Source organism: Hydrogenophaga intermedia (assembly GCF_023715105.1).
GTDB lineage: Bacteria > Pseudomonadota > Gammaproteobacteria > Burkholderiales > Burkholderiaceae_C > Hydrogenophaga > Hydrogenophaga intermedia_A.
On sequence record NZ_JAMBNO010000033.1, the window covers coordinates 1 to 13,689 of the forward strand.

Sequence of the window (13,689 nt, forward strand, 5' to 3'; positions counted from 1 at the left end):
GGGGGTCTGCCCCCTCTCCTCCCGGAGAAGATTTCTCCTCGACCATGAAAAACGCCCCAAGTGTGACCTTGGGGCGCATTGTGGGGTCCGAAGACCCCTTGAATCAACTCCTTAACCGAACGGCTAGCCTCAGGCTGCGGGGCTTTTTTTCATGGACGCTGCAACGGCTTACACGTAGTGCAGGTGGGCTTGGCGCATGCGGCTCTCGGCCAGACGCTCCAGGTAGCTGCGGGTGTCGGCCCCGGCGGCATCGGGCAGACCGATGGGAGCCAGGGCGTCGCTGAAGTCAACGCTGGCGGCCTCGGACTCGACTTCGGCGCGGTTGCGGGCGGCGACCAGCTCGCTCATCAGCCGCGGGTCCTGGCGGGCCATCTCCCACAGGCGCATCTCGGCGCGGGCTTCGGCCAGCGAACGCGACCAGTCGTCCAGCGCGGCGACCGAACGGCGGGCCAGGCGGCGGGCGCCATCGGCGAACAGGGCCAGGCCGGCGAAGACCAGCGCCCACAGGATCACCCAGGCCAGCATCAGGTGACCGTCGGCCCAGGTGTCGATCACCTGGTCGGCGATGACCACCAGTGTGGCCAGCACGGCGGCCAGCAGCAAGGCGCTCAGGCGGCGGGCGCCCTCGGGGGCAGGGGCCTGGCGGTTCACGGAGACGGCGATGTTCAGCGGGGCGGACAGGGTGGTGGTGCTCATGGCAACTCCTTGATGGAACACCCGGTGGGGTGCATGGACGCAACTGTACGGGTTTACCCCAATATGGCGCCACTTTATTTTGATGATGGATACCATTCACTCAAATGATGAATTCGCCCAACTTCCGCACCTTTGACCTGAACCTGCTGCGCGTCTTCGACGAGGTGATGGCCGAACGCAACCTCACCCGTGCAGCCACCCACCTGGCGATGACGCAGCCCGCCGTGAGCAACGCGCTGCGCCGCCTGCGCGAACTGCTGGGTGACGAACTGGTTCGCCGCTCGGGCTTTGGCGTGGAGCCCACGCCGGTGGCCGAGGCGCTATGGCCCTCGGTGCGCGAGGCCCTGGGCCTGCTGCGCGGCGCGCTCTCCCCCGGCGCGTTTGACCCGGCCACGGCCAACAACACCTTTCACCTGGCCATGGCCGACGCCACGGCGGCCAAGCTGGTGCCCGGGCTGGTGGACATCTGCGAGGCCGAGGCACCGGGCGTGAACCTGCGCGTGCTGCCGCTGACCACGCGCGACCCGCGCGGCCTGCTCGACAGCGGCTCGGTGGACGTGGCGATCGGGCACTTTCCAGCGGTGATCGCCGAACTCGGCGCGCTGCAGCAGCAGGACGAGTTGCCGCGATTCGCCTTCGAACGGCTCTACGACGGCAGCTACGTGGTGGTGATGCGACGCGGCCACCCGCTGGCGGGCAAGCCGCTCTCGCTCGACACGTACTGCGCCGCGCGCCACCTGCTGGTGAGCTTTTCCGGGCGGCCGTTCGGCTTCGTCGACGAGGCACTCACGGCGCGCTCGCGCATCCGCCGCGTCGTGCTCACCGTCAACCAGTTCTTCACCGCCGGCCGGGTGGTCGCCAACACCGACCTGTTGACGGTGCTGCCGCGCCACTTTCTGGGCGCCACCGGCATGGAGGCCGAACTCGCGACGGCCGAGTTGCCGCTGGCCGTGCCCGAGGTGCACGTGGACAGCCTGTGGCACCGCCAACGCCAGCACGACAGCGCGCACCGCTGGCTGCGCGAGGCGGTGGCGCGGGCCGCACACAGTGCGCTGGGCGAACTGGACGGGCCGCACGCAACCCGCGGGTGACCCGGGGCCCCGCCTCGCGGTGCGACAGAATCGGCGCATGAAGATCCAGTTGCTGAGCGACCTGCACATCGAGGCCAATCGAGACTTCGTGCCCCGCCCCGCCCCCGGTGCCGATCTGCTGGTGCTGGCGGGTGACATCGGCTCGTATCAGCGCCGTCGCGACGGTAGCACCATGCCCGAGGCCGACTGGGCGTTGCGCCGATTCGCCAACTGGCCCGTACCGGTGCTGTTCGTGCCCGGCAACCACGAATACGACGCCCTCGACGTGGACGAAGCCCACGCCAGCCTGCGCGCGAGTTGCGAGCGCCTCGGCCTGCACTGGCTGGAGCGCGAGGTCTGGACGTGGCGCGGTGTGCGATTCGTGGGCACCACGCTGTGGAGCGACTACGACGCCATCCAGCCCCCGGGCAGCGACCCGCTGTTGCAGCGCGAGAAAGCCTACCGCGCCGCCAACCACTACCTTCGCAGCATGGCCAGCACGCGCCACGGCACGTTGTTCGATGCCGCCGCCATGCGCGAACTCTCGCTGGCTTGCCAGGCGTGGCTGCGCGAGGCGCTGGCCCGGCCCTTCGACGGCCCGACCGTGGTGATCACGCACTTTGCGCCCACGCTGCACAGCGCCGACCCGCGCTACGGCCTCACGCCTGGCACCGCGGGTTTCTGCAATGCGCTGGATGACCTGCTGCCGCAGGCCGACCTGTGGCTGCACGGGCACCTGCACTGCCCGACCGACGTTCGCGTGGGCCGCTGCCGCATCAAGGCCAACCCGCTGGGCTACCGCGAGAAAGAGGAACAGGCGGCGTTCGACCCGCTGTGCACCATTGAAGTCACCTCGGCTTGACGAGGCTCAAGGCCGCGCGCCGCGCAGGCCCTACACTGCGGCCGTGGAATTCGAACCTAGGAGCAAACGATGAAGATCCTGCTGGCTGTCGATGGCAGCGCGTACACCAAGAAGATGCTGGCCTACCTGACGACGCACGAAGAGCTGGTCGGCGCCAACAACGATTTCACCGCCATCAGCGTGCAGGCGCCGCTGCCGCCGCGGGCGCGCGCCGCGGTGGGCGCCGACATCGCCAATGCCTATTACGAGGACGAGTCGGCCAAGGTCACCGCGCCCGTGGCCAAGTTCCTGCAGCGCCATGGCATCGAGGCCAAGCTGCTGCACAAGGTGGGCGCGGCCGGCGAGATCATTGCCAAGACCGCCAACAGCGGCAAGTTCGACCTGCTGATCATGGGCTCGCACGGCCACGGTGCGCTGGGCAGTCTGGTGCTGGGCTCGGTGGCCACCAAGGCGCTGGCGCAGTGCAAGGTGCCGGTACTCATCGTGCGCTGAACACCGCAGCGCTCACGAAAAAGCCGCCCGCGGGCGGCTTTGTTGCGTGTGCGTCGCGGGCGATCAACGCGCGCGCAGGCCTTCGAAGCAGGTGGCCAGCACCATGTCCACGATCTGCTCGCGGTTGAACAGCTCGGCACCGCTCAGGAAGCCGAGCACCGGATCGCAAGCGCGCGCGTACAGCGTGTAGAGCACGGCAATCGGCGGCAAGGCGGGGTTGAGGCTGCCGTCGGCCTGGGCCGCGGTGATCCAGGCACCCAGGCGTTCGCTCACGTCCATCAGGCCGTCCATGTAGGCCTTGTTGTTGATCAGCGTGGCGCGCAAGGAGGAGTTTTCGCTGGGCAGCGAAGGCATCTCGCCGTCGAGCTGCACTTCCATGGTCCAGCGCGCCACGGCGCGCAGTTGCTCGATCGGGCGCGCCGCGGTGTCGGCCTCGCGCGTGTCGAGGAAGGCGCGCGCGCGCTCCATCACCCGCACCATGGCGGCGGCGGCGAGGTCTTCCTTGCTCGGAAAGTGCTTGTAGAGGCTGGCCTTGGCAATGCCCACTTCAGCGGCCACCTCGTCCACCGTCATGGCCTCGAAGCCTTTTTCGGCCAACAGGCGGTTCACGGCGGAAATGATCGCGTCTTCGCGCGCCAGGTGCATGCGCTCGCGAAAACTGCGTTTGGGGGTGGCGGTGGTGGTGGACATGACTGTCTCGATTTTGCCCCAGGCTGACGGCAGCGTCGACAAGGCAACCCGACGGTTCCCTGGAAAACTGTCGGGTCTCACGCCGATGGGTGCAGATTCTTTGCCGCGGCCGCGCGCAAGGCCGCACTCAAGGCATCCAGCACATCGGAACTGAGGTTCCAGCAATGCCAGTGCAAGGCCACGCCCAGGCGGCGGCGCGGCGCGAGGTCGACCAGATCCCCACGCTCGATGAGGGCGCGCACCAGCAAGTGGGGCACCACGCTCACGCCCCAGCCCGCCAGCACCGCACGCACCTGCCCCTCACTGGAAGGCACGAAGCGCTGCTTGAGCACCACGCGCGACAGGCCGAAGGCCTGCTCCACGAAGGCATGCTGCAGGTGGTCCTTGCGGTTGAAGGCGATGAAAGGCAGGCGGTGGAAGTTCTGCGTGTTGAGCCCGCGCGGGCAATGTGTGCGCGCGAACTCGGGCTGCGCGACGAGCACATAGTCCATCACCCCCAGCGGCTCCATGCGGCAGCCGCGCAGCGCCTGGCCGAGCGAGGTGACGCAGCCGAGCACCTGGCCCTCGCGCAGCCACTCATGGGTGAATTCCTGGTCGTCGGCGATGATTTCCACCGGCAGGCCGCTGCGCGCCAGGTCGTCCAGCGCGGGCAGCGCCCAGGTGGCGATGCTGTCGGCGTTGATGGCCACCGAGATGCGCTCCTCGCCGCGGCCGGTGGCGGTGCTGCTGGGCGCAAGCTCCTTCAGGTCCTTTTCCAGGTCGGCTCGCAGCAGCCGCATCATCTTGGCGTGCTTGAGCATGAGCTGGCCCGCCGGCGTGGGCTTGAGGGGCCGGCTGCGCACGATGAGCACCGTGCCCACCTGTGCTTCCAGCGCACGCAGGCGCTGCGAGACGGCCGACTGCGTGATCGACAGGCGCTGGGCGGCGCGCTCGAAACCGCCCTCTTCCACGATGGCGGCCAGGCATTCCAGGGCGTCGGGATCGAAGGTGGACATCGCACATGCTCCATCAGCCAAACTGATGAACTCGATTTTGCTTGAATCCTGCTTCACCTGGAGCGGTGATTTCCCGACACTGGCGGCATCGGCGCACCGCGCTGGGAGACCGCCATGAAAGTCACCGTTCTGGGCGCCGGCATCATCGGCGTGAGCACCGCCTGGCACCTGCTGCAGCGCGGGCACGAGGTCACGTTGGTGGAGCGCCAGCGCGACGCGGCGCTGGAGACCAGCTTCGCCAACGCCGCACAAATCTCGGTGAGCTACTGCGAGCCGTGGGCCAACCGCGAAGCGCCCCTGAAGGCGCTGAAGTGGATGTTCTCGCCCACCTCTCCCCTGCTGTTCCGCCCGCAACTCGACCCGGCGCAATGGCGCTGGGGCCTGCAGTTTCTCGCACAGTGCAATGACGCCGCCTTCGAGCGCAACGTGGCACAGCTGGTCGCCCTGGGTTCGTACAGCCACGCCGCACTCAAGGACGTGGTGCGCGAGACCGGCATCGAGTACCAGCGGCTGGAGCGCGGCATCGCGCACTTCTACGTCGATCAGAAGTCCTTCGAAGGCGCTGCCGCTGCGGCCGATCTGATGGCGCGCTTCGGCGTCAAGCGCCGCGTGGTCTCGCGCGAGGAGCTGCTGCGCATCGAACCAGCGTTGGCGGCTTACGGCGAGCGCATCGTGGGCGGCACCTTCACCGAAACCGATGAGTCGGGCGATGCGCGCGTCTTCACCCAGCAGCTCGCGGCCCTGTGCGCTGCCCGCGGAGCCCGCCTCCTCTACGGCCACGACATCGAAGGGATCGACGCCGATGGCGGCCGCGTGAACGCGGTGCGCGTGCGCAGCCGCGACAGCGGCGTGCTGAGCGCCCTCAAGGCTGACGCCACCGTGGTGGCTTGCGGCTCTTACACCACGCCGCTGCTGGCGAAGATCGGTGTGCGCGTGCCGATCTACCCCGGCAAGGGCTACAGCGCCACGCTGCCGTTGCTGCAACCCGAGCGCGCGCCCTTCGTGAGCATGATCGACGACAGCCGCAAGATCGCGATCTCGCGCCTGGGCAACCAGTTGCGCGTGGCCGGCACCATCGAACTCGGCGGCTTCGACCTGTCGCTGGACACCCCGCTGGCGAAGAAGCGCTGCGAGATGCTGGTGCAGCGCATCGAAGAGGTGTTCCCCGGCGTGGCCGACACGCGCCTGAGCGCCGAGGGCGGCAACCCGCAGTTCTGGACCGGCCTGCGCCCCGCCACCCCCACCAACATCCCGCTGATCGGCCGCCTGCCGGTGAAAGGCCTGTGGATCAACGCCGGCCACGGGACGCTGGGCTGGACGCACGGCGCCGGCTCGGGCAAGGCCCTGGCCGAGCTCATGAGCGGCGAGCGCCCGGCCATGGCCTTCGGCTTCCACGGCTTCGAGACCGGGGCGCGCGGCGCGCGCGCGGGCCGGGATCCGGCGCCGGGCCGCCCCAAGCCGGATCAGCCCCCTCGGGGGGCAGCGACGACACGAAGTGCGGAGCGTGGGGGCGTGTCCTCTCAGGAGTCTTTCTCGCCGGGCTCGTAAAGCGTTTCGCGCCCCATGCGGTCGACGATGAGTTCGGCCGTCCAGGGCAGCATGAGCGAGCCGCAACGGCTGTCGCGGTAGAGGCGCTCCAGCGGCAGGTGCTTCATCATGCTCTGGCCACCGCAGGTGCGGATGGCCAGGCGCGCGATGTCGTTGGCGCCTTCCATCACCGTGTGGTGCGCGGCGTAGAGGCGCAGTTTCTCGTCCTTGCCCGGATCGGGCCGTGCCTCGGTGATGGCACGCACGAACAGGCTCTTCATGGCCTCCAGCTGGATGCGCATCTGCGCCACCGCGATCTGCTTCGTGGGGTACTGGCGGCGCTTGACCGGCGGTTCGCCGGGCACCTCGCCACGCAGGTATTGCACGGTGAAGTCGTAGGCGGCGTTGGCCAGGCCCAGGTAGGTGGGCGCCAGCGTGAAGAACATGGCGGGCCAGGTCTGCGCGCCCTTGAAGTAGATGCCACGCGGCATGAGCTGCTCGGCGTCGCTCACGAACACGTCCTTGAAGGTGAGGTTGCGGCTCACGGTGCCGCGCATGCCCAGCGGGTCCCACTCGCCGCTGATGGCCAGGCCCGCGCTGGTCGCGGGCACGCTGATGTACATCGTGTCGCGCGGGTCCGGGTCCTTGCCCTCCACGTCCTCGGTGCACAGGATGCCGTAGTAGTCGGCCGCGCCCGAGAGGCTGGCGAAGATCTTGCGGCCGTTGATGAGCCAGCCGCCCTCGACCTTCTTCGCGGTGGTGCCGAAGGGCGCGCGGCCCGCGGCCGCCGCCGAGCCTTCGCTGAAAGGCTGGGCGTAGATTGCGCCGTCGTTGACGATGCGCTGGAAGTGCAGCTCGCGCCGCGCAGCGTGTTCGGCGCGCTGCGCGTCCGTCATGGGGATACCGTCGGCCAGCACGCCTGTCCACATGGTGCTGCAGATGTGCATGTTCCAGGTGAGCGCGGTGGCACCGCAGAAACGGCCGACCTCGGCCGCGACCATCATGTAGGTCGGGTAGTCAGCGCCCAGGCCGCCGTGCTCCTTCGGCACACACAGTTTCAGGAAGCCGGCCTCGCGCAGGTCGTCGTAGTTGGCGAAGGGAAAGCTGGCCTCGCGGTCCCATTGCGCGGCACGCGGCGCGAACTTCTCGCGGCCCAGCCGGTTCGCCACGGTGAGCAGCTCGCGCTGCAGCGGTGTGAAGGCCATGTCCCCCACGGCGGGGGTGAAGTCCAGGCCGGTGGACAGCGGATCGCGGTGCATGGCGTTTCCTTTCAAACCGTTCAAGTGGGCGCGTCAGTGCAGATCGTTCGCGGGCGCCGGTGCGGGCTCGGCCAGAAAGCCGAGCAGCAGGTCGTCGAACTCCTCGGGTGCTTCGAGGTTGGTGAGGTGACCGATGCCTTTGAGTTCGGCGTAGCGCGCGTTCGGAATCGCCTCGGCCATGCGCTTCATGACCGACGGCGAAGCCACGCGATCGAACTCGCCCGCGATCAGCAGCGTGGGCACGCGGATGTCGCCGAGCGTGGCCTGGCGGTCGAAGGTGACCAGGCAGTCGAGCGCGCGCCGGTAGGTGGCCGCGGGCACGGCGCCCATGCAGTGCTCGGCCAGGCGCAGGCCCTCGGGCAGTGCCCCGGGGCCGGCCATCTGCGGCACCAGCACCTGCGCCACGTCGACCATGCTTTTGCCGGCATCCAGCGGCGCGGTGCGCTGGGCCACGAACTGCTGCGCCCAGGCCTCGGCGCTGCGGCCGTCGGTGCGCTTGCCAAAGGCCGGCGAGGTGCCCGAGAGCACCAGGCGGTTCACCTTGTCGGGCCGGCGCGCGATCACCTCCTGCGCCACCATGCCGCCCATGCTGTGGCCAACCAGCACCACGCTGTCGCATTGCAGCGCGTCGATGAGGTCGACGCAGCACTGCGCCAGACCTTTGAAGGTGTAAGGCTCGATGGGCGCGCTGCGGCCGTAGCCCGGCATGTCCCAGGCGATGGCGCGGTAGCCCGCACCGGCCAGCGCTTCGACCTGCGGCGCAAACGCCAGGTGGCCGCCGCCGATGCCGTGCAGCATCAACACCGTGGGACCGCTGCCCAAGGCCGTGAACGTGGGCAGCGCATTCATTCGATCACCCTGCCCGCGTCGACCACCACGGTATCGTCAAGCGTCACCGTGCAACCGCGCAGCGGGAAATCGAAGTGCCCGCGCGTGTGCCTTCCCGCCACCTCGTTGGCGCCGGTGCTGTAGAGGAAGTTGCCCGCGAAGGCGCGCAGTTCGGTGCCGTTGAAATCGCGCTTGTCGTAGAGCGCCATGCTGTCCCAACGCGCCCGGGTGTTGAGGCCGTAGCCCACGTGGCTCACGGCATAGGCCTCGGGCTCGCCCCAGGCGGCGTAGTGGCTGCGCAGGAGCTCGGCGTCCACGCCGCTGCCTGCAATGTGCGTGACGGTGTCGCGCTCGATCGTCAGCGTGACCGGCCGCTCGATGTAGCGCTTGAAGGTCAGGTTCACGTCGCCCTCGCCCAGCACCAGTGTGCCGTTGACCGTGCCCGCCGCGGGAAAGCCCAGCACCAGCCCGCCCGGCCAATGGGTGAGCGTGCCAGGGCGGGTGGTGCTGCCCCAGTTGCCGCCGATGACGGCGCCCGTGAGGTCGATGCGCAGGTCGGTGCCGGCGGCCGATGTGACCCGCATGTGCTTCGCGCCGCGCAAGCGCTTCACGTGCGCCTTCACGCGCGCTTCGGTGGCGTCGTCGGGCAGCAGGCGCATCAGCGCCTCGGGATGCTCATTGCTCACGTACACCACGCGCGGTTGCGTCTGTCCGTTGCCGGCCAGGATGCCCGGCAACTCGGGCGCGTGCATCAGCCCCTCGACGGTGCAGTCGATCACGAGCTGGCTGCCCGCCAGCGCGGCGATCACCGGTTGCAGCTGCTGGATCGCCGGGCTGGCGCCGGTGGAGCGCTGCACCGGCGCATCGCTGCTGAACACCGAGGGCAGCGTGAGACGAAAGCAGCGCCCGCCCAGGCGCGCGGCGGCCAGGTGCGCAAGTTCGATCAGCACGGGGCGGCTCTGTGTCTCGCCGAGAATGGCCACCGTTTCGCCGGCTTGCAGCGCGCAGCGCCGCAGCATCGCCTCGAAGGCGTCGATCCAGGCGGGCTCGATCCGCTCCTGCAGCATCCGGTCTCCTCATGGGGGTGTGGCAAAGGGTCGTCACATTATTCATGAATATTCATGTAAATTGCAGCCCATGTCTCCCGCCCGTCAAGCCGGCCACGCGGCCCGCCCGCCCGATTTCTCGGCGCACGAGTTCCGTGCGTCGCTGGGCATGTTCGCCACCGGCGTGACCATCGTCACCGCGCGCGCGGCCGACGGCACGCTGGTGGGCCTCACGGCCAACTCGTTCAACTCGGTGTCGCTTTCGCCCCCGCTGGTGCTCTGGAGCCTGGCGCACCACGCAGGCTCGATGGCGCACTTTCGCAACGGTTCGCACTACGCCATCAACGTGCTTGCGGCCGACCAGCAGGCGCTGGCCGAGCGCTTTGCCGCGCGCGGCGTGGACCGGTGGGCCGGCGTGCCCTACACCGAAGGCGGCAACGGCGCACCCTTGCTGCAGGGCACGGCCGCGGTGTTCGAGTGCTTCAACCGCAGCCAGTACACCGAGGGCGATCACGTGATCTTCGTGGGCGAAGTGGAGCGTTGTGCTCACCGGCCCGAGGCCTCCCCCCTGCTCTTTCACGGCGGGCGCTTCTACGCGGAGCATCCGCTGTGAGCGAATCCCGGTTCACGCAGGACTACCTGGGCTATCTGCTCGGCCAGGCCAACCACGCGCTGTTCAAGGACTTCGACGCCCACGTGCGCGAGGTCGGCCTGGGCTCGCTGGAGTGGCGTGTGCTCGCGGTGCTCAGCGGTGATTCGCCGATGAGTGTGGGCGCGCTCGCGCACGAGGTGCTGAGCCTGCAGCCCACGGTGACCAAGCTGTTGCAGCGCCTGGCGGCGCAAGGCTGGGTGGCGCTGCAGGACGACCCGGCCGACCAGCGCCGCACCCTGGTGGCGATCACGCCCGCGGGCCAGCGAAAGGTGGCGCCGCTGCTGCGCCGCGCGCGCGCCCACGAGGCCCAGGTGCTGGCCGACCTCTCGGCCGCCGATGTGCAACGCCTGAAGGACCAACTGCGCCGCCTCGCGCGGGCGCGCTGACCCCGCGGCCCCGCCCACGCGCCGCCGCGACAGCGGTGCACGCGCAGGCCGACCACAATCCCGCCATGTCCCTGCCCATCGAACGCAAGACCCACCTCGACACCCTGGCCATCACGCTGCTCGTCGTGTGCTGCGCCTTCTGGGGTTTCCAGCAGATCCTGATCAAGGTGGCGGTGGCCGAGGTGCCACCGCTGTGGCAGGCCACGCTGCGCTTCTGGGGCGCCACGGTGTTGCTGTGGGTCTGGTGCGTGGCGCGCGGGGTGCCGCTTTTCCAGCGCGACGGCACGCTGGGGGCCGGCCTGCTGGCCGGCTTGCTGTTCGCGGGCGAGTTCGCGTGCATCTACCTCGGCCTGCAATTCACCAGCGCGTCGCGCCTCACGGTGTTCCTCTACACCAGCCCGTTCGTGGTGGCGTTGCTGCTGCCCCGCGTGGTGCCCGGCGAAACACTGCGCCGCATCCAGTGGACGGGCCTGCTGATCGCCTTCGTGGCGGTGGCGCTGGCTTTCAGCGAAGGTTTCCGCCAGACCTCACCGGTGGCCGGCCAGTGGCGCGGCGATGCGCTGGGCCTGGCCGCCGGCATTCTGTGGGGGCTCACCACGCTCACCATCCGCGCCACGAAAATGGCCGCGGCCAGCGCCGAGAAAACGCTCTTCTACCAGGTGGCGGTGACGGCACTGGTGGCGCCGCTGCTCTCGGTGCTGCTGGGCGAACCCTGGCGGCTGGACTACTCGGCCCAGGCCTGGGGTTCGATTGCGCTGCAAAGCGCGGTGGGCGCGTTCGCCAGCTATCTGGCGTGGATGTGGATGCTGCGCCACTACCCTGCCACGCAGATGAGCACCTTCACCTTCCTCACGCCGGTGTTCGCACTGGTGTTCGGTGTGGTGCTGCTGGGCGAGCCGCTCACACTGAAGCTGGTGCTCGCCCTGGCGGGCGTGGCCGCCGGCATCGTGCTGGTGAGCCGGCGCTGAGGTGCGAACGCCGCCCGGGGAGTTGCAGCGGTCCGATCAGGCCGCGCGCTGCTTCGCCAGGTCCACGTACCACGCCAGGCACCCCGGGTTCGCCATCGCCTCGCGGTTGATGACTTTCTCGATGGGCTGGCCGAGCAGCAATTTCTTGATCGGCAGTTCCTGCTTCTTGCCCGAGAGCGTTCGCGGGATCTCGGCCACCTGGTAGATGGCATCGGGAACGAAGCGGGGCGACAGCGCATTGCGGATGGCGCCGCGCAGCCGTTCGGTGAGCGCGGCGTCCAGGGTGTGGCCCTCGCGCAGCACCACGAACAGCGGCATCCAGCTCTCGCGGCCGAGGTACTCCAGATCCACCACCATGGAGTCGAGCACCTCGGGCAGCGCCTCGACGGCGCTGTAGATCTCGCTGGTGCCCATGCGCAGGCCGTGGCGGTTGATGGTGGCGTCGGAGCGGCCGTAGATCACGCAAGAGCCGTCGGGCAGGATGCGCAGCCAGTCGCCGTGGCGCCAGACGGCGCCGGCTTCGGGGCCGAGGTCGCCGCCGCCCGGTTTGCGCCCGTGCCCGGGTGGGTAGGCGTCGAAGTAGCTGCCGATCAGGCGCTGGTTATCCTTGTCGCCGACGAAGTGCAGCGGCATCGACGGGATGGGCTGGGTGCACACGAGCTCACCGACCTCGTCGTTCACGGGCTCGCCCCGCTCGTTCCACGCCTCCACCGCGCAACCCAGCAGGCGGCATTGCATGCGCCCAGGCACCTGCGGCAGCTCGCGGTGGCCGCCGATGAACGCACCGGCGAAGTCGGTGCCGCCGCTGATGTTGCACCACCAGATGTCGCGCTGTGCATCGCTCGTGGCGATGGCGGCGAATTGCTGCGAACCCCATCGCTGCGCGTCTTCCGACAGCGGTGAGCCGGTGCTGCCCAGCGCGCGGATCTTCGAGAGGTCGCCGCAGGTAGAGAGATCCACCCCGGCCTTGAGGCAGTTGGCGTAGAAGGCCGCGCCGGCACCGAAGAAGGTGACACCGGTCTCGGCCGCGAAGCGCCACAGCGTGGTCCAGTCGGGGCGCTCCTTCGAGCCGCCGGGGTTGCCGTCGTAGATGACGCAGGTGGTGCCGTTGAGCAGGCCGCTGACCTGCGCGTTCCACATCACCCAGCCGGTGGAGCTGTACCAGTGGTAGCGCTCGCCGAGGTTGTTGGGGTCGTAGCTGCAGCCGATGTCGTTGTGCAGGATCTTGAGCGCCATGCCCACCAGCACCGTGCCACCGTGGCCGTGCACGATGGGTTTGGGCAGGCCGGTGGTGCCGCTGGAATAGACGATCCACAGCGGGTGATCGAAGGGCAGCTCGTCGGGCTCGAAAGCCGCGACGCCGGCATCGTCGCGCGCGGTGACCGCCTCGAAGTGCGCACACGGCGCGGCCCGATCCAGTGCCTGTGCCTTTGCCCCCGGTGTCTCGGCGAGGTTGGTGTGCAGCACCACATGGCGCACGCTGGGCAGCGCCGCGCGCAATTCGGCCAGCACGTCCAGGCGATCGATGTCGCGCTGGCCGTAGGTCACGCCGTCGCAGGCGATCAGCGCCACCGGCTCGATCTGGCGGAAGCGGTCGAGCACGGCGTTGGTGCCCATGTCGGGCGCGCACACGCTCCACACCGCACCGATGCTCACCACAGCCAGGAAGGCGATGGCGGTCTCGGGAATGTTGGGCAGGTAGGCGGCCACGCGGTCACCGCGCTGAACACCCTGCGCGCGCAGGTGCAGCGCGAGCGCGGCCACGCGGCGCTGCAGTTCGGGCCAGCCGATCTCGGTGGCGCGGCCTTTTTCGTTGCGGGCGATCAGCGCAGGCAGGCCCGCAGCCTGGGCCGGCTGAACATGGCGAAACACCTGTCGCGCGTAGTTGGCGCGCCCGCCCGCAAACCAGCGCGTGCCCGGCATGGTGTTGGCGGCCAATACCCGCCCCCCTTCCGGCAACATGTTCAAACTAAAGTACGCGTCAATGCTGCCCCAGAAGGCTTCCAGATCGGTCACCGACCAGCGCCACAACGCGGGGTAGTCGTCAAAGAACAGGCCCCGGTGGGTTGCAAGCCATTCGGTGTAGCGGCGGATCTGGGGGATCGGGTTCGGCATGAGGCGGCGGCGGGTTTGGGTTGGGCGCACAGGTTAGCGCTGCCGTGCCGCGCTGTCTGTCACCTCAGGCGGCCACACCCCGTTCGCGCCTTCCAGGGAGTTT

At 69.1% G+C, this 13,689-nt stretch carries 14 protein-coding genes; 7 read left to right on the plus strand and 7 right to left on the minus strand.

Annotated features, from left to right (window positions below; translation table 11 throughout):
* Positions 1–168 precede the first annotated feature (168 nt).
* Positions 169–696, minus strand: coding sequence for a hypothetical protein (locus M3149_RS20745; RefSeq protein WP_251711314.1), 528 nt, complete (start codon positions 694–696; stop codon positions 169–171).
* A gap of 107 nt (positions 697–803) precedes the next feature.
* Here M3149_RS20745 and M3149_RS20750 point away from each other — a divergent pair, with 107 nt between their 5' ends.
* The 3 genes from M3149_RS20750 (at position 804) to M3149_RS20760 (ending at position 3,120) form a co-directional block, all read left to right on the plus strand.
* Entirely contained in the window at positions 804–1,787 is a 984-nt protein-coding gene (locus M3149_RS20750) for a LysR family transcriptional regulator (protein ID WP_251711334.1), read from the plus strand.
* 37 nt (positions 1,788–1,824) lie between these two features.
* On the plus strand, positions 1,825–2,628 hold the full coding sequence (locus M3149_RS20755) for a metallophosphoesterase (protein WP_251711315.1): 804 nt from the start codon (positions 1,825–1,827) through the stop codon (positions 2,626–2,628).
* Positions 2,629–2,697: 69 nt separating this feature from the next.
* Positions 2,698–3,120, plus strand: coding sequence for a universal stress protein (locus M3149_RS20760; protein ID WP_251711316.1), 423 nt, complete (start codon positions 2,698–2,700; stop codon positions 3,118–3,120).
* 63 nt (positions 3,121–3,183) lie between these two features.
* Here the strand turns inward: M3149_RS20760 and M3149_RS20765 are convergent, their stop codons facing one another.
* Both M3149_RS20765 and M3149_RS20770 read right to left on the minus strand, forming a co-directional pair.
* Positions 3,184–3,810, minus strand: a complete 627-nt coding sequence (locus tag M3149_RS20765; protein WP_251711317.1) for a TetR/AcrR family transcriptional regulator — start codon at positions 3,808–3,810, stop codon at positions 3,184–3,186.
* 77 nt (positions 3,811–3,887) lie between these two features.
* On the minus strand, positions 3,888–4,805 hold the full coding sequence (locus M3149_RS20770; protein WP_251711318.1) for a LysR family transcriptional regulator ArgP: 918 nt from the start codon (positions 4,803–4,805) through the stop codon (positions 3,888–3,890).
* Positions 4,806–4,919: 114 nt separating this feature from the next.
* Between M3149_RS20770 and M3149_RS20775 the strand changes: the two genes are divergently transcribed.
* On the plus strand, positions 4,920–6,353 hold the full coding sequence (locus tag M3149_RS20775; RefSeq protein WP_251711319.1) for a D-amino acid dehydrogenase: 1,434 nt from the start codon (positions 4,920–4,922) through the stop codon (positions 6,351–6,353).
* Here the strand turns inward: M3149_RS20775 and M3149_RS20780 are convergent.
* From M3149_RS20780 to M3149_RS20790, 3 genes are read right to left on the minus strand one after another with little or no spacing between them, the layout of a single operon-like run.
* Complete coding sequence (locus M3149_RS20780) at positions 6,326–7,591, minus strand: acyl-CoA dehydrogenase family protein (RefSeq protein ID WP_435370772.1); 1,266 nt, start codon at positions 7,589–7,591, stop codon at positions 6,326–6,328. The genes M3149_RS20775 and M3149_RS20780 overlap by 28 nt on opposite strands.
* A gap of 33 nt (positions 7,592–7,624) precedes the next feature.
* Complete coding sequence (locus M3149_RS20785) at positions 7,625–8,440, minus strand: alpha/beta fold hydrolase (protein WP_251711320.1); 816 nt, start codon at positions 8,438–8,440, stop codon at positions 7,625–7,627.
* Positions 8,437–9,486, minus strand: a complete 1,050-nt coding sequence (locus tag M3149_RS20790; RefSeq protein ID WP_251711321.1) for a peptidase M29 — start codon at positions 9,484–9,486, stop codon at positions 8,437–8,439. The genes M3149_RS20785 and M3149_RS20790 overlap by 4 nt, the downstream gene beginning before the upstream one ends.
* Before the next feature lie 70 nt (positions 9,487–9,556).
* On the opposite strand from M3149_RS20790, the gene M3149_RS20795 reads away from it, so the two are divergent.
* From M3149_RS20795 to M3149_RS20805, 3 genes are all read left to right on the plus strand, one after another.
* Positions 9,557–10,078 carry a flavin reductase family protein gene (locus tag M3149_RS20795; RefSeq protein ID WP_251711322.1) on the plus strand — a complete coding sequence of 174 codons (522 nt, stop codon included), beginning with the start codon at positions 9,557–9,559 and terminating at the stop codon, positions 10,076–10,078.
* Complete coding sequence (locus M3149_RS20800) at positions 10,075–10,503, plus strand: MarR family winged helix-turn-helix transcriptional regulator (RefSeq protein WP_251711323.1); 429 nt, start codon at positions 10,075–10,077, stop codon at positions 10,501–10,503. Before M3149_RS20795 ends, M3149_RS20800 begins: the two co-directional genes overlap by 4 nt.
* 65 nt (positions 10,504–10,568) lie before the next feature.
* Positions 10,569–11,471 (plus strand): DMT family transporter, encoded by a 903-nt coding sequence (locus M3149_RS20805; protein ID WP_251711324.1) that lies wholly within the window; start codon positions 10,569–10,571, stop codon positions 11,469–11,471.
* Positions 11,472–11,507: 36 nt separating this feature from the next.
* Here the strand turns inward: M3149_RS20805 and M3149_RS20810 are convergent, their stop codons facing one another.
* A complete protein-coding gene (locus tag M3149_RS20810; RefSeq protein WP_251711325.1) occupies positions 11,508–13,586 on the minus strand; it encodes an acetoacetate--CoA ligase in 2,079 nt (692 codons plus the stop codon).
* Positions 13,587–13,689: the final 103 nt, after the last annotated feature.